The 14,453-nt window shown below is 68.7% G+C and carries 15 protein-coding genes; 9 read left to right on the top strand and 6 right to left on the bottom strand.

Going from position 1 to position 14,453, the window contains the following annotated elements:
* The first annotated feature begins 7 nt into the window (after positions 1 to 7).
* Positions 8 to 2,008: a DUF4034 domain-containing protein gene (locus tag IG196_RS00415; RefSeq protein WP_192194491.1), complete on the top strand. Its 2,001-nt coding sequence runs from the start codon at positions 8 to 10 to the stop codon at positions 2,006 to 2,008.
* Between the two features lie 36 nt (positions 2,009 to 2,044).
* Here IG196_RS00415 and IG196_RS00410 read toward each other — a convergent pair whose 3' ends face one another.
* The gene (locus IG196_RS00410) at positions 2,045 to 2,899 is read right to left on the bottom strand and encodes a M48 family metallopeptidase (protein ID WP_192194490.1); all 855 of its coding nucleotides are present in this window, start codon (positions 2,897 to 2,899) and stop codon (positions 2,045 to 2,047) included.
* A 61-nt stretch (positions 2,900 to 2,960) separates the two neighbouring features.
* Between IG196_RS00410 and IG196_RS00405 the strand changes: the two genes are divergently transcribed.
* From IG196_RS00405 to IG196_RS00380, 6 genes are all read left to right on the top strand, one after another.
* The gene (locus tag IG196_RS00405) at positions 2,961 to 4,355 is read left to right on the top strand and encodes an AmpG family muropeptide MFS transporter (protein WP_192194489.1); all 1,395 of its coding nucleotides are present in this window, start codon (positions 2,961 to 2,963) and stop codon (positions 4,353 to 4,355) included.
* A gap of 155 nt (positions 4,356 to 4,510) precedes the next feature.
* Positions 4,511 to 5,713: a beta-ketoacyl-[acyl-carrier-protein] synthase family protein gene (locus tag IG196_RS00400; protein WP_192194488.1), complete on the top strand. Its 1,203-nt coding sequence runs from the start codon at positions 4,511 to 4,513 to the stop codon at positions 5,711 to 5,713.
* Between the two features lie 127 nt (positions 5,714 to 5,840).
* On the top strand, positions 5,841 to 6,668 hold the full coding sequence (locus tag IG196_RS00395) for a beta-ketoacyl synthase chain length factor (RefSeq protein WP_225616872.1): 828 nt from the start codon (positions 5,841 to 5,843) through the stop codon (positions 6,666 to 6,668).
* 180 nt (positions 6,669 to 6,848) lie between these two features.
* Complete coding sequence (locus IG196_RS00390; protein WP_101493458.1) at positions 6,849 to 7,571, top strand: response regulator transcription factor; 723 nt, start codon at positions 6,849 to 6,851, stop codon at positions 7,569 to 7,571.
* A gap of 12 nt (positions 7,572 to 7,583) precedes the next feature.
* On the top strand, positions 7,584 to 8,783 hold the full coding sequence (locus IG196_RS00385; RefSeq protein WP_192194486.1) for an ATP-binding protein: 1,200 nt from the start codon (positions 7,584 to 7,586) through the stop codon (positions 8,781 to 8,783).
* A gap of 143 nt (positions 8,784 to 8,926) precedes the next feature.
* Complete coding sequence (locus IG196_RS00380) at positions 8,927 to 10,156, top strand: O-antigen ligase family protein (protein WP_192194485.1); 1,230 nt, start codon at positions 8,927 to 8,929, stop codon at positions 10,154 to 10,156.
* Here the strand turns inward: IG196_RS00380 and IG196_RS00375 are convergent.
* The 3 genes from IG196_RS00375 to IG196_RS00365 are packed head-to-tail and all read right to left on the bottom strand — an operon-like array spanning position 10,147 to position 11,742.
* Entirely contained in the window at positions 10,147 to 10,569 is a 423-nt protein-coding gene (locus IG196_RS00375; RefSeq protein WP_192194484.1) for an ABZJ_00895 family protein, read from the bottom strand. The two genes, IG196_RS00380 and IG196_RS00375, sit on opposite strands and share 10 nt — an antisense overlap.
* Position 10,570: 1 nt before the next feature.
* On the bottom strand, positions 10,571 to 10,780 hold the full coding sequence (locus tag IG196_RS00370) for a zinc-finger domain-containing protein (protein WP_101493462.1): 210 nt from the start codon (positions 10,778 to 10,780) through the stop codon (positions 10,571 to 10,573).
* A gap of 8 nt (positions 10,781 to 10,788) precedes the next feature.
* The gene (locus IG196_RS00365; protein WP_101493463.1) at positions 10,789 to 11,742 is read right to left on the bottom strand and encodes a branched-chain amino acid transaminase; all 954 of its coding nucleotides are present in this window, start codon (positions 11,740 to 11,742) and stop codon (positions 10,789 to 10,791) included.
* A gap of 134 nt (positions 11,743 to 11,876) precedes the next feature.
* Between IG196_RS00365 and IG196_RS00360 the strand changes: the two genes are divergently transcribed.
* Complete coding sequence (locus tag IG196_RS00360; protein WP_192194483.1) at positions 11,877 to 12,875, top strand: recombination-associated protein RdgC; 999 nt, start codon at positions 11,877 to 11,879, stop codon at positions 12,873 to 12,875.
* 31 nt (positions 12,876 to 12,906) lie between these two features.
* Here IG196_RS00360 and IG196_RS00355 read toward each other — a convergent pair whose 3' ends face one another.
* On the bottom strand, positions 12,907 to 13,335 hold the full coding sequence (locus tag IG196_RS00355; protein WP_192194482.1) for a glycerate kinase: 429 nt from the start codon (positions 13,333 to 13,335) through the stop codon (positions 12,907 to 12,909).
* Entirely contained in the window at positions 13,323 to 13,712 is a 390-nt protein-coding gene (locus IG196_RS00350) for a VOC family protein (protein ID WP_225616871.1), read from the bottom strand. The genes IG196_RS00355 and IG196_RS00350 overlap by 13 nt, the downstream gene beginning before the upstream one ends.
* A gap of 172 nt (positions 13,713 to 13,884) precedes the next feature.
* Between IG196_RS00350 and IG196_RS00345 the strand changes: the two genes are divergently transcribed.
* Positions 13,885 to 14,340 (top strand): hypothetical protein, encoded by a 456-nt coding sequence (locus IG196_RS00345; protein ID WP_101493467.1) that lies wholly within the window; start codon positions 13,885 to 13,887, stop codon positions 14,338 to 14,340.
* Positions 14,341 to 14,453 lie beyond the last annotated feature (113 nt).

The following is a 14,453-nucleotide window of genomic DNA, read 5'->3' as shown; positions in this document are numbered from 1 at the left end:
GCCGCCCATGACAACAAATACGCCTCCCGCCGCAGCGACCGTGATTCCCCCCGCGCCCGCGCGCTGGAAGCTCTGCGACATCGACGCCCTGCTGCGCGCCGGCGACTATGCCGCGCTCGACCAGCGGCTCGACGATGCGCTGGCCGCCAGCTTTCAGGACCGCGACGACGAAGAGCGCTATTACGGCGCCTTGCCCGACGACCTGGCCGGCTGCACCGCGGCCGGCGCCGAAGGGCTGGCCCGCCTGGCCGCGTGGCAGGCCGCGAATCCGCAATCGGCCCACGCCTGGCTCTGCGAAGCGCACTACTGGTACCACTGGGCCTACGAATACCGCGGCTCGGGCTGGGCCAGCTCGGTCACCGCGCTCGGCTGGGAATGCGCCCATGCCTGCGCCACGCGCTGCGCCGTCGCCGCGCTGCGGGCACTCACGCTCGCGCCCACGATGTGGACCGCCTGCGCCCTGCTGCTGCAGAGCACCTCGGCCTTCAACGAACCCGAGTGGCTGACCGAGCTGGTGCGCAGCGGCCGCGGGCCCGGCAACCCGCTGCAGCACGACTTTTCCCTGGACGATGCGGCCACCCGCGAAGAGTTGCTGGTGCAGCTCGCGCGCTCTGGCCTCTCGCACGACGAGCGCGTGGTTTGCCCCGAGGCCGTGCCCGCCGCCCTGCCTTCGCCCGTGCAGGGCAAGAAGGTGATCAGCGGCACGTCCTACTGGATCCACGCCACGATGCATGTGCATCCGCGCCTGTTCTTCTTCATGCGCCAGTGCGTCTGGTTCCAGCAGCCGCGCTGGGGCGGCAGCCACGAGCGCGTGCGCGCCTTCATCGCCTCGCCCGCCTGCGCCCATTTGAACCACGTCGAGAAAGACCGGCTGCGCCACGAGATCTGGCGTGACGAATACCAGGGCAACGCAGTCGACAAGGACGAAGACCCGGCCGAAGCGCAGCAGCGCATGGCCGCCACGCGCCAGCGCGCCAACGAGGCGCTCTACCCGTACCACCGCTGGGAAACCCAGCGCTGGCTGGCCGTGAGCCACTACATGCTCGACCAGCATGCCGAGGCGCTGGCCTGCCTGCGCGAAGCCGAGAGCCATCACCCCATCGACGACGAGTACGCGATGAACATGGCCGTGCACCTGGCACTGGAGCAGGAGCCCGACGGCCACTGGCTGGGCCAGGCCATCTGCAACAGCGCCAACGCCTACGAATGCAACACCGCGCTGATCCTGCACGGCTACTGCAGCCTGAAGGGCGCCTTCGGCTTCGTGCCCAACGAGGCGACGGGCAACGCCTGGCTGGCGGCCGCACGCGAACGCAACGCCGGCACCGAGAACTGGGACGACCTGGCGCGCGCGCTGTGGCGCGTGCCGCGCAACAAGGAAGCCTTCGAGATCCTGGAACTCGGGCTGGCGGCGGGCGACACCTCGTGCCTGCTCACGCTCGGCATCTTCCACGCGGGCGGCGAGCACGGCACCCAGGACCGACAACAGGCCATGCGCTGCTACGGCCAGGCGGCGGACGCCGGCAACAGCGTCGCGGCCTACAAGCTCGGCTACCTCTGCCACGACATGGCCTGGGAACCCGCCACACCCGTGGCGCAGCGCCCGGCGCTGCAGCTGCAGGCGGTCGAAGCCATGATGAAGGCCAGCGAACTGGGCCACGACGACGGCACCGAAGGCGCACTGATGTTCATCAGCAGCCTGTTCGACATCCCCGTGCGGCACCGCTACCTGGATTTCGTGCGCGAGCACGCCACCAACGGCGACGCCGTCGCCATGGCCGCGCTGTCGGCGCTGCTGGCCGACCCCAACGACAAGGTGCTCTACAACTACCGCGAGAGCGTGCGCTGGATCATGGGCGCGCAGGCCGTGGCGCCCGAAGACGAGTTCGTGGTGAACGTGACGAAGAACTCCCACCAGGACGGCTTTCTGTCGTCCACGCTCTACAAGCTCACGCGCCGGCAGATCAAGGCGCACGAGATCCCGGGCGGCGACAACGCGATGGTCTGAGCGCGCGAGGCGCTGAGCGGGGCGGCAGGCCGCCGCTCAGCCCTTCTTCGCGTCTCTGTACAGCTTCTCGACCTTCGGCACATTCGCCTCGAGCTTGGCGATGCGGTCCGGCCCGCTCGGGTGGGTCGACAAAAAGCTCAGGCCGCCCTGGTTCTTGGAGGCCGTGGCCATCTTCTTCCACAGCGACACCGACGCCTTCGGGTCATAGCCCGCGCGCGCGGCGAGTTCGAGGCCGACGAGGTCGGCGTCGGTTTCGTCGCTGCGGCTGAACTTCAGGGTGATGAGCTGCGTGCCGGCGCGCGCCGCGAGGTCGCCGACCTGGCCGAGCCCCAGCAGCTGCGCGCCGATGGACAGCGCCGCGCCGGTGCCGACGCTCTTGGCCATGCGGGCGCGGGCATGCTCGCGCAGCGCGTGCGCCATTTCATGGCCCATGACCATCGCGACCTCGTCGTCGCTCAACTTGAGCTGTTCGAGGATGCCGGTGAAGAAGGCAATCTTGCCGCCGGGCATGCAGAAGGCGTTGATCTGCTTGCTGCCGATCAGGTTGACCTCCCACTTCCATTCGCGTGCGCGGGCGTTCCACGGCAGGGCGAAGGGAATGAGCCGCTGCGCGATGGTGCGCAGCCGCTGCAGTTGCGCGTTGCCGTCGCCGGCCAGCGCGCCCTTGGCACGCGCCTGTTGAAGCAGCTGGCCGTACTGCTGCACGCCGGCCGACTCGATCTGGTCGGCGGGCACGAGGTTGCGCGCCACCGAGGCGTTGCCGACGTTGACCTGCGCCAGCGCCGGCGCGCTCAGCGCGGCACCGGCGGCGGCGAGCAGGAAGGCCCGGCGCGGGTTCCATGCCGAGGCTTCAGAGAGGGCAGAAAGGGGGCGTTCGCATCGTGTGCACATAGGTGCCCGGATGATAGGAACAAATGGAGACGAGCGCGCACGCCGATCTCCCCGACAGCTCATGGACAATCCCCCACTCATGTCCGCACCGCCCGCCGAAACCACCCAAGCCCCCGCGAGCGCCGCCCTGCCCTGGCGTGACGCGCTCAAGGTCTACCTCGAACCCGCCACCCTGCGCATGCTCGCGCTGGGCTTCTCGGCCGGCCTGCCGCTGCTGCTGGTGCTGGGAACGCTGAGCTTTCGGCTGCGCGAGGCGGGCATCGACCGCACCACCATCGGCTACCTGAGCTGGGTCGGCCTGGCCTATGGCTTCAAGTGGGTCTGGGCGCCGCTGGTCGACCGGCTGCCGCTGCCGCCGCTGACCACGCTGCTCGGGCGCCGGCGCGGCTGGCTGCTGCTGGCGCAGGGCCTGGTCATTGCCGGGCTGATCGGCATGGCGATGAACGACCCGCGCCTGGGGCTGCAGCCGCTGATCTGGTGCGCGCTGCTGGTGGCCTTCGGCTCGGCCACACAAGACATTGCGCTCGACGCCTTCCGCATCGAATCGGCCGAGACGCGCAAGCAGGCTGCGCTGGCCGCCGCTTATCAAACGGGCTACCGGCTGGCGATGATCTGGGCCGGCGCCGGCGTGCTGTGGGTCGCGGCCTGGGCCGAGGTGGCGCCCGCCGTGGCGGTCACCGGCGCGGCGGCGTACCAGAACGGCGCCTGGAAGACGGCCTACCTCGTGATGGCGGCCTCGATGGCGGTCGGCGTGCTCACGGTGCTGCTGTCGCCCGAACCCGCGCGGCGCGTGCTGCCGAAGGCAAAAAACGCAGGCGAATGGCTGCGAAGCGTGCTGATCGAGCCGTTTGCCGACTTCATCCGCCGCTACAGGTGGCAGGCGGCGCTGATCCTCGCGCTGATCGCCATCTACCGCATCAGCGACGTGGTGATGGGCATCATGGCCAACCCGTTCTACGTGGACATGGGCTTCACCAAGGACCAGGTGGCCACGGTCAGCAAGATCTACGGCGTGATCATGACGCTGGTGGGCGCCTTCGTGGGCGGCGTGCTGTCGATGCGCCTGGGCGTGATGCGCGTGCTGATGCTGGGTGCGGTGCTGAGTGCCGCGAGCAACCTGCTGTTCGCCTGGCTGGCCACGCGCGGGCACGACCTGACGGCGCTGATCGCGGTGGTCTCGGCCGACAACCTGGCCGGCGGCATCGCTTCGGCGGCCTTCATCGCCTACCTGTCGAGCCTGACCAACGTCAGCTACTCGGCCACGCAGTACGCGCTGTTCAGCTCACTGATGCTGTTGCTGCCCAAGTTCATCGCCGGCTACTCGGGCGCCTTTGTCGACGCCTACGGCTACAGCACCTTCTTCACCGCCACCGCCCTGCTGGGCGTGCCGGTGCTGCTGCTGGTGGCACTGGCCGCGCGTTCGGCGGCCCGCACAGGCGGCGGCGAGCGTCAATAGGGCCTACGCCGGAGCTGTCATCTATAGGAAACAGCCGACGCAACCCGATACGCATCGCTGGTAGGCTGTGACATTCATTGCGTGAAAATTGCGCTTTTCCGGTATTTCTTCTGTCGTTGACGCCTTTTCGCCTGTCGCCAGCCCCCACATCCATCGTGCCGTCCCGAATTTCTCCCCTTCAAATCAGTGCCTACACGGCCACCTCGGCCGTCGGCGTCGGCAAGGAAGCGCACGCTGACGCGCTCGCGCACTCGCGCAGCGGCCTGCGTGCCAACGATTTCGGCGATGCGCCGCTGCCGACCTGGATCGGCCGCGTCGACGGGCTGGAAGAAGTCCGCCTGCCCGAATCGGCGATGTCGTGGGACTGCCGCAACAACCGCCTGGCCTGGCTGGGCCTGCAGGCCGACGGCTTCCTCGAGGCGGTTGCGGCCGCGCGCGAGAAGTACGGCGCCACGCGCATCGCGCTGGTGCTCGGCACCTCCACGGCCAGCATCGGCGAGACCGAGCTGGCCTACACGCAGCTCGACGCCGACGGCAACTTTCCGCCGGACCAGCGCCGCGCGGCCGTCCACACACCGCATTCGCTGGCCATGTTCGTGCAGCAGGTGCTGGGCATCGACGGCCCGAGCGAGACGATTTCGACCGCCTGCTCGTCCAGCGCCAAGGTGTTCGCCTCGGCCGAGCGCCTGATCCGCCTGGGCCTGGCCGACGCGGCCGTGGTCGGCGGTGCCGACACGCTGTGCGGCAGCGTGCTGTTCGGCTTCAACGCGCTGGAACTGGTCTCCACCGAACCGTGCCGCCCGTTCGACGCCGGACGCAAGGGCATCAGCCTCGGCGAGGCAGCGGGTTTCGCGCTGGTCGAGCGCGTGCAGGCCGGTGACACCGCCACGCCGCTGCTGTTGGGCTACGGCGAGGCCAGCGACGCACATCACATGTCAACACCGCACCCCGAAGGCCTGGGCGCCGAGCGCGCGCTCGACGACGCGCTGGCGCGCGCGGGCCTGTCGACCGACGCCATCGACTACATCAACATGCACGGCACGGCGAGCCAGAAGAACGACGAGGTCGAGGGCGCGCTGGTGGCGCGCCGCTTCCCGGCGCGCACGCACGCCAGCTCGACCAAGGGCTTCATGGGCCACACGCTGGGTGCTGCGGGCATCGTCGAGGCAGTGGTCTGTCTGCTGGCGATCGAGCGCGGCCTGATGCCGGGCACGGTCAACACGCGCACGCTGGACGAGGGGTTCGGCCCCCAGATCAAGCTCGAGCCTGCGACGAGCGAGGTGCGCTACGCGCTCTCCAATTCCTTCGGCTTCGGCGGCAACAACTGCGCGCTGGTCTTCGGCAAGGCGGTGACATGACATTGCTCGCCCCCAGGCTCCGCACACTTCGTGTCGCTTCTCCAACCCCCTACCGGGGGCAACACCAGTGGCCCGGCAAAGCCGGTTCCACGGTGTTCCGCGAGGAAGCCATTCAATGACAACAACGATGAGCGTTCCCACGCCCCCCACGCTGTACATCGAAGGCCCCGCCTTCTGGACCCCCACGCTGCCCGGCTGGGACGCCGCCCGCGCGGCCTTCCGCGGCGAAGGCGCGCTGGCCGATCCGCCCGCCAAGCGGCCCTCGCCGCAGGTGCTGGCCCCGGCCGAGCGCCGCCGCGCGCCCGACACCGTGGCGCTGGCGCTCGAAGTGGCCGCCGCGGCCATCGCAGGCGCCGACCGCAACGCGGCCGACGTGCCCTGCGTGTTCACGTCGGCGCACGGCGACCTGTCGATCAACGACTACATGTGCAGCACGCTCGCGAGCGATCCGAAGATGCTGTCGCCCACCAAGTTCCACAACTCGGTGCACAACGCGGCCGTGGGCTACTGGACCATCGGCACCGGCTGCATGGCGGCCAGCAACGCCGTCTCGGCCTACGGCCACAGCTTTGCCGCCGGCCTGCTCGAAGCGGCCGTGCAGTGCGCGGCCGACCAGACGCCCGTGCTGCTCGTGGGCTACGACGCCCCCACGGTCGGCGCGCTGACCTCGGTGACCGACAGCCGCGGCCTGCTGGCCGTGGCGCTGGTGATCGCGCCCGAGCGCACGGCCCGCACCGTGGCCAGCCTCGACTGGTCGCTGGTCGGCGATGCCGCCGGCACGCCGACCGCGCCGCGCTCGGCCGCCGCCACCACGCTGAAGAACATCAACCCGATGGCCGACGCCCTGCCCCTGTTCGAGGCGCTGGCCCAGGCCCCGGGCAGCGCCGACGCGCCCATCGACCTGCCGCTGTCGGCCGCGCTGGCCCTGCGGCTGCGCCTGCAGGCCGCAGGCTGACCGGTCCACGCCGGAGCGGGGCGTGATACACCACGCTCCGACACGTCATCATTGCCACATGGCGCCCCTGAAACCTGGGCGAGGCGCCATGTTTTCCGCAGCAATCCAGGTTGACAGGGCGATGCTGCGTTTACCCAACTTTACGGAGCGTTCAAGCCCGCTTGCTCCCGGTGAACGACCATGAAGCGCATGAGCACCCCCCAACTCCTGATGATCGAAGACGACGCCCGCCTGGCGCAGATGGTGGGCGAGTACCTGACGCAGTCGGGTTTCGCCTTCAACCACGCCGGTGACGGCGCCAGCGGCCTGGAGCAGTTGCAGCAGCACGCGCCCGACCTGGTGATCCTCGACCTGATGCTGCCCGACACCGACGGCCTCGAGGTCTGCCGCCGCATCCGCGCCCTGCCCGGCCCGCTGGCCAAGGTGTCGGTGCTGATGCTGACCGCCAAGGGCGACCCGATGGACCGCATCATCGGCCTGGAAATCGGCGCCGACGACTACCTGCCCAAGCCGTTTGAACCGCGCGAGCTGCTGGCGCGCATCCGCGCCGTGCTGCGCCGGCGCAGCGAGAACGCCACCGAGAGCGAAGCCTCCACGGTGATGCGCTTCGGCACGCTCGAGATCGACCGCAACGCGCGCACCGTGTCGGTGGCCGGCGCGCTGGCCGACCTCACCTCCTACCAGTTCGACCTGCTCGTGGCCATGGCCGAGCGCGCGGGCCGCGTGCTCACGCGCGACCAGATCATGGAAGCCGTGCGCGGCCGCGAGCTCGAAGCCTTCGACCGCTCGATCGACGTGCACATGGGCCGCATCCGCGCCGCCATCGAGGTCGACGCGAAGAACCCGAAACGCATCCTCACCGTGCGCGGCGTCGGCTACGTGTTCGCCAAGCAACAAGACTAGGACGCGCCCACGATGCTGCGCAGCCTCTACCGCCGCCATCTCTACGTCCGCATCTGGCTCGCGGTGGTCGGCGGCGTGGTCATCCTCACGCTGATGGCCAACTGGATCGTGCGCGTGGCCGCCGAGGCCGAGCGCGAGCGCCTGGCGCCTGTGCCGCGCGAAGTGGTCGTGCTCGACAGCCAGGACCGCACCATCGGCACCGGCAAGGCCATGCGCGTGCCCGGCCAGGGGCTGGAGTTCGACGTGTCGCTGAGCGACGGCCGCGACATGACCTTGCGCGTCGCGCCGCGCGAACGCCCCACCGGCACCGGCGGCTTCGCGCCCTGGCGCACCCCGTTCGGGCTGGGCTGGATGATCGCGCTCGTGGGCGTGGCGGTGGCGCTGGGCGTCTACCCGATCGTGCGGCGCATCACCCAGCGGCTCGAAACCCTGCAGCGCGGCGTGCAGCGCTGGGGCGAGGGCGACCTGTCGGCGCGCGTGCCCGAGGAAGGACAAGACGAAGTGGCCGATCTCTCCAAACTTTTCAACGCCTCCGCCGAACGCATCGAACAGCTGGTGCGTTCGCACAAGTCGCTGCTGGCGAACGCCTCGCACGAACTGCGCTCGCCGCTCACGCGCATCCGCATGGGCCTGGAGCTCATGGGCGACCGGCCGAGCCCGACGGCGCGCGAAGAAATCTCGCGCAACATCGGCGAGCTCGACCAGCTCATCGACGAGATCCTGCTGGCCAGCCGGCTCGACGCCAGCGAGGCCGATATGGGCACCATCGAAGCCGTCGACCTGACGGGCCTGGCCGCCGAAGAGTGCGCGCAGGTGAACGCCGAGCTCGACCTGGCCGAAGGCACCGACAACGCCACGCTCACCGTGCCGGGCGTGTCGCGCCTGCTGCGCCGCGCGATCCGCAACCTGCTCGAGAACGCCCGCCGCTACGGCGCGGGCGAGATCAGCGTCGAACTCGGCAGCGCCGGCGGCTACGCCACGGTGCGCGTCAACGACCGCGGGCCGGGCGTACCGGCTGCATTGCGCGACCGCATCTTCGAACCCTTCTACCGCCTGCCGGGCGCCAGCGAGCGCAACGGCGGTGTCGGCCTCGGGCTGGCGCTGGTGAAGTCGATCGCTGAACGCCACGGCGGCTCGGTGCAGTGCGAAGACCGGCCGGGTGGGGGCGCGAGCTTCGTGATCCGCCTGCCTGTGGCCGCGACCGGCCACTGAATCTCCCGGTCTTATTGGTGAGACGCCGCGGAACCGGCTTTGCCGGGCCGCTGGCGTCGCCCCCGGCGAGGGGGTTGGAGAAGCAACACGAAGTGCGCGAAGCCTGGGGGAGTTCCATTTCGCGCACCTAAAATCCCGCCCCTATGCAGAGATCGCACATCGTTCGGCCCGCGGCCATGTTCTGGGGGCTGGTGGTGTTCATGCCGGTCGGCGTCACCTACCTGTCGGCCATCGTGCTGCTGCTCGCCCTGCTCGTGGGCGGTGGCTTGCGCGAGCGCTACGCGCGGCTGCGCGCCAACCCGCTGTGGTGGCCGGTGGTCGCCTACGTGGCGTGGACCTTCATCGTCCTGGCCGTGCGGCCGCACTACCCCGAAACCCCCTCCAACCTGTTCCACGGGCTGCGCATCGCCTTCACCTTCCTGATGGCGATGGCGCTCACGCGCGAAGAAGCGCTGTGGGCGCTGCGCGGCTTCCTGCTGATCGCGGCGTTGAACATCATGCTCATCGTGCTGCACTACACGCTGGGCTTTCCGGTGCCGGGCGCGCTGCGCGGCGTGGTGATGGAGGTGGGCAACAAGTCGATCAGCAACGCGCTGCTGTTCAGCATCGTCGCGGCCAGTGCCGCGGTCTACGGGCTGTCGCAGATCACGGGCCACCGGCCCTGGCGCGCGCTGGCGGCCTTCGCGCTCGTGCTCGGGCTGGGCGCCGTCGTCGCGCTGCCGCTCACGTCGCGCACCTCGGTGCTCGCGCTGCTGCTGGTGATTCCGGTGGTCTGCCTGCACCAGTGGAAGAACCATTTGAAGGCGCTGTCGGCCGCGCTGATCCTGGGCGCGGTGGTGATCGGTGCGAGCCTGTACCAGCTGCCGCAGCTTCAGCAGAAGGTCGAGACCGGCATCGAGGAACTCGAGAAGGCGCAGGCCGGCGCCGTGTTCCACGGCAGCTGGATCATTCGCTACTACATGTACCGCGACACCGGCGCCATGATCGCCGACCAGCCCGTCGCGGGCTGGGGCATCGGCGGCTGGACCGACCAGTGGCACAAGCGCGGCCCCGCGCTGTTCGCCGACTCCAACATGCCGCACAACGACTTCCTCTGGGTGGGCGCACAAAGCGGCATCCCGGGCATCCTGAGCCTGCTGGCGATCATGCTCGTCGCCGTCTGGCAGGCCTGGCGCCGGCCCGACATCGCCGGCCGCTACGCATTGGCCGCGACGCTCATAGCGCTCATCGCGTCGAGCGTGAACTCGGCGATGCGCGACGCGCAGATCGGGCTGGCGGTGTTGTGGATCGCGATGGTCTACCTGCGGCTGGCGCAGGAATCGCAGGACCCCGATCCGTGGCGTGGCCTGTGGCCAGCCCGTCTTCAGGCCTGACCGCGGTCGGTCTTCTGCTTCTGCGCGGCAGCGAACTGCTTGCCGCTGAGCCCGACAAAGAAATAGATCGTCACGGCGTGCAACACGCCGATGAAGAGCAGCGAGAACAGCAACGGGCCCATCTGCGGGGCCAAGGCCCCGGAAAGCAGGCCCACGCCCAGCCCGAACACGGCCTGGAGTGCCAGGTCGACCGCCAGCATGCCGAGCACGGCACGCGGCTTTTCTTCGCGGGTGAAGTAGCGGCCGTTGCGCTTGCCGAACGCCATGCACGCCCACATGACGGCGCCGAGCAGCGCCGCCGTGTTGGTGCCGGCGTTGGTCTTGACGCCCAGCAGGCTCAGCGCGATGGCGATGCCGAGCAGCAACACCAGGTAGGCGAGGCCGAATCGCACCAACAGGCCGCGGATCGACACGTCAGTGGCGGCTCGACACGGTCTCGCCCGCCTTCAGGCGGTACACCGTGCCGCAGTACGGGCACTTGGCTTCACCGGTGCGCGCCACGTCGAGGTAGACCTTCGGGTGGCCGCTCCAGAGCTTCATGTCGGCCTTGGGGCTGGGGCAGAACACGCCGCCCTGGTGGTTGAGCTCCTTCGCGAGGAGTTCGACAACTGCATTGGTGGACATGTTTTCTCTCAGACCTTCGTGAGCCAGTGGGCGTACTTGGGATTCTTGCCGTTCACGATGTCGAAGAAGGCCGACTGGATCTTCTCGGTGATCGGGCCGCGCGAGCCACCGTCGCCGCGGTTGCCGATCTCGATGCGGTCGAGTTCGCGAATCGGCGTCACTTCGGCGGCGGTGCCGGTGAAGAAGGCTTCGTCGGAAATGTAGACCTCGTCGCGCGTGATGCGCTTTTGCACGAGTTCGATGCCGAGGTCCTTGCAGATGTGCAGGATGGTGTTGCGCGTGATGCCGTTCAGGGCGCCGGCCGACAGGTCGGGCGTGTAGACCACGCCGTTCTTGACCACGAACACGTTCTCGCCCGCGCCTTCGGACACGAAGCCGCTCGCGTCGAGCAGCAGCGCCTCGTCGTAGCCGTCGTCCAGCGCTTCCATGTTGGCGAGGATCGAGTTGGTGTAGTTGCTGACCGACTTGGCCTGCGTCATCGTGATGTTCACGTGGTGGCGCGTGTAGCTCGAGGTCTTCACGCGGATGCCGCGGCGCATGCCTTCTTCACCGAGGTAGGCGCCCCAGGACCAGGCGGCGACCATGGCGTGGATCTTGTTGCCCTTGGGGCTCACGCCCAGCTTTTCGGAGCCGATCCAGATGAGCGGGCGCAGGTAGCAGCTTTCGAGCTTGTTCTCGCGCACGACCTGCTTCTGGGCTTCGTTCAGCTGCTCTTGCGAGAAGGGGATCTTCATGCGCAGGATCTTGGCGCTGTTGAACAGGCGCTCGGTGTGCTCGGCCAGGCGGAAGATGGACGTGCCGCCGTCGGCCGTCTTGTAGGCGCGCACGCCCTCGAAGGCGCCGCACCCGTAGTGCAGCGTGTGGCTCAGCACGTGGATCTTGGCGTCGCGCCAGTCCACGAGTTCGCCGTCCATCCAGATCTTGCCGTCACGGTCGTCCAGCGAGGGGGGGATCGAGCTCATTTCCTGATTCCTTTGGGAGCGGTGTGGGGGTGCGACCCACTGGGAAGTCGCAAAAGCTTTCGATTTTACGGCCGAGCCCGGAACGCGGTGCCCGACAATGGCCGGTTGTGCCAACCAGTGGAAAAAGGGTTCCCGTGTCCGTATTCAAGAACGTCATCGTCTATCGCATCGAACCTGCCTGGTCCCAATCACTGACCGAGGCAGAAGAAGGGCTGGCCAAGCAACGCTTCGTGCCTTGCGGCCCCTCGCAGGAAAAGTCCGCCGGCTGGGTCGAGCCCCGCGGCGAAGCCAACGGCCCGCTGGTCGAATCCATCGACGGCCAGTGGCTGGTCGAGTACATGATCGAAAGCAAGCAGGTCCCCGGCTCCGTGGTGCGCCGCAAGCTCGACGAGCGCTGCGCCAGCATCGAAACGACCACCGGCCGCAAGCCCGGCAAGAAGGAAAAGAAGGAGCTCAAGGAAGACATCACCCTCGAGCTGCTGCCCATGGCCTTCACGCGCAGCGCGCGCGTGACGGTGTGGATCGACAAGGCCGAGAACCGCCTCGTGATCAACAGCGGCAACGCCTCGCGCGCCGACGAGGTGGTCACCAGCCTCGTGAAGTCGCTCGACGGCTTTGCCGTGGCGCTGATCAACACGCAGATCGAACCCGCTGCCGCCATGGCCAACTGGCTGCTGACGCAGGAGCCGCCGGCCGGTTTCAGCATCGACCGCGAGTGCGAGCTCAAGGCCTCCGACGACTCGAAGGCCGTGGTGCGCTATGCCAAGCACGCGCTGGACATCGACGAGGTCAAGCAGCACATCACCGACGGCAAGCGTCCGACGCGCCTGGCGCTCACCTGGGACGACCGCGTGTCCTTCGAGCTGACGCACGGCCTGCTGATCCGCAAGATCACCTTCCTCGAAGGCACGGGCGACGGCGCGGCAGGCGGCAAGAAGGAAGACAACTTCGACGCCGACGTAGCCATTGCCACGGGCGAACTCGGCCAGCTGGTGCCGGCGCTGCTCGACGCACTGGGCGGCGAAGCGGCGTTCTCGGCGGCACCGCCAGATGAAGCACCCAAGGCTGCGGCTACTGCCACCGCACCTGCGGCGCAGGCCGACACGCCCGAAGAAGAAGACGCGCCGTTCTAAGCAAGGCTAAGGCGAAGCGCCCGCGCCGCCTTCAGGCCGCGGGCGTTTCTTCGTCGGCCGACGTCTCGGGCCGCGTGAGCGTCCAGCTCTGCAGCTTGCCGCCATTGAACACGGCATCGACGTAAGAGCCGCCGGCATCGGCCCAGCGGTACAGCTCGGGCTGCTCGTTCTCGGGCGAGCGCAGTTCGCCGAGCGCGCGCGTCATCGCAATGACGTGCATCAGCGTCACGCCGGGCTTGAGCTTGGCGTTGAGCATCACCGAGCTCGCCACCGTGCCGATGGGCCGGTCAGCCGCCCGCTTGAGCACCTGCATCGTGCGGTTGAAGTGCATCAGCAGGAACATCACGATCGCGCCGCCGGCAAACGCCACGCCGCCCCATCCGTATTGATGCCACGACAGGCCGAGGAGCACGACGGCCCCCACGGGCACCAGCAATTTCTGGAAATTCATGGGGCGCATTGTCGCCGCCCAGTGGAAGGCCCCCGCAAACCGAGGCAGTTGCCCCAGGGGTCGCGCACCTGCGCCATGTGCTCGTCGCCCTCCAGCCGCAACGGGCCGCGGTACAACGGCGCGCCGCATGCCTCGAGGTGGGCCAGTGCCGCATCGAAGTCGGCGACGTTCCAGTACACGACCGAACCGCAGGCACCGGCGCCGACCTTCGCATCGGCCGGCACGAGCTCCAGCAGCACGCCGTGGACCGACAGGCACTCGAAGGCCGGCGAGCCGATCGACATCGGCACGGCGTCGGGGAAGGCGCGGGCGTACCAGCGCAGCGCCGCATTCACGTCTGTGACGTGGACCATGACGGCGGCAATGGGGGGAGCGGTGGATTTCATTCGGCGACAGCGGGAAACGGGCCGCGATTGTGCGGCCCCGACCACGCCGCAGTAGCGACCGTGGCTACCGCCGGGCGCAGAAAGCGGTACTCACCCCGAAAAGCGCAGGGTACCGAGGCGGCTGCGGGCACATTTCGTCGCACGGGCATCTGCCCGGGCCACCGAGAAACGCATGAACATCCCGCGCTCCGTCACTTTCGTTCGACTCACCCTTGCCGCCGCACTCGCGGGCACCGCACTCAGCGGCTGCTACGTGGTGCCGCTCGGGCAACCCGCTCCCATCGCGCCGTCGCAGCAAAGCTATGCCGTCGCACCGGGGCCTGTGTCACAGACCTTCAGCGCGCGGCTCTATCCGTCGAACGCCGAAGCCGCGCGCTACGGCGCCGTCGGGGGCACGGTGACCAACGACATGAACGGCCGCGGCCACTTCAATGCGCAGATCGGTGCCGAACAGTTTCAGGGAGAGGCGACCCGCGTGGCCGGCTCGCGCACCACCGGCGTGGCGAACGCCACCGGCAGTCGCGGCGGCAACCTGAATTGCCAGTACACGATGAACTCCGCCACCTTGGGCAGCGGCCAGTGCGTGCTCAACAACGGGCCGGCGTTCACGATGCACATCGGAAGCTAGACAACGTCACACACACAGAAACAGAAGGCCAGGGAGGCCAGGGAGGCCAGGGAAGGTAGGGAGGGTCTGCCCGGCGCGTCCACCACGCGCCGGGCATTTTTTTGTCGACTTGC

Source organism: Variovorax sp. 38R (assembly GCF_014843395.1).
In the GTDB taxonomy this organism is placed as follows: Bacteria; Pseudomonadota; Gammaproteobacteria; order Burkholderiales; family Burkholderiaceae_C; genus Variovorax; species Variovorax paradoxus_H.
This window is presented reverse-complemented; position numbering and strand designations above follow the sequence as displayed.

Bases quoted from the DNA above. Each gene is read 5' to 3' on its own strand.
- IG196_RS00415 (WP_192194491.1), top strand. From the start codon at position 8: ATGACAACAAATACGCCTCCCGCCGCAGCGACCGTGATTCCCCCCGCG.
- IG196_RS00410 (WP_192194490.1), bottom strand. From the start codon at position 2,899: ATGTGCACACGATGCGAACGCCCCCTTTCTGCCCTCTCTGAAGCCTCG.
- IG196_RS00405 (WP_192194489.1), top strand. From the start codon at position 2,961: ATGGACAATCCCCCACTCATGTCCGCACCGCCCGCCGAAACCACCCAA.
- IG196_RS00395 (WP_225616872.1), top strand. From the start codon at position 5,841: ATGAGCGTTCCCACGCCCCCCACGCTGTACATCGAAGGCCCCGCCTTC.
- IG196_RS00390 (WP_101493458.1), top strand. From the start codon at position 6,849: ATGAAGCGCATGAGCACCCCCCAACTCCTGATGATCGAAGACGACGCC.
- IG196_RS00385 (WP_192194486.1), top strand. From the start codon at position 7,584: ATGCTGCGCAGCCTCTACCGCCGCCATCTCTACGTCCGCATCTGGCTC.
- IG196_RS00380 (WP_192194485.1), top strand. From the start codon at position 8,927: ATGCAGAGATCGCACATCGTTCGGCCCGCGGCCATGTTCTGGGGGCTG.
- IG196_RS00370 (WP_101493462.1), bottom strand. From the start codon at position 10,780: ATGTCCACCAATGCAGTTGTCGAACTCCTCGCGAAGGAGCTCAACCAC.
- IG196_RS00365 (WP_101493463.1), bottom strand. From the start codon at position 11,742: ATGAGCTCGATCCCCCCCTCGCTGGACGACCGTGACGGCAAGATCTGG.
- IG196_RS00355 (WP_192194482.1), bottom strand. From the start codon at position 13,335: ATGCGCCCCATGAATTTCCAGAAATTGCTGGTGCCCGTGGGGGCCGTC.
- IG196_RS00350 (WP_225616871.1), bottom strand. From the start codon at position 13,712: ATGAAATCCACCGCTCCCCCCATTGCCGCCGTCATGGTCCACGTCACA.
- IG196_RS00345 (WP_101493467.1), top strand. From the start codon at position 13,885: ATGAACATCCCGCGCTCCGTCACTTTCGTTCGACTCACCCTTGCCGCC.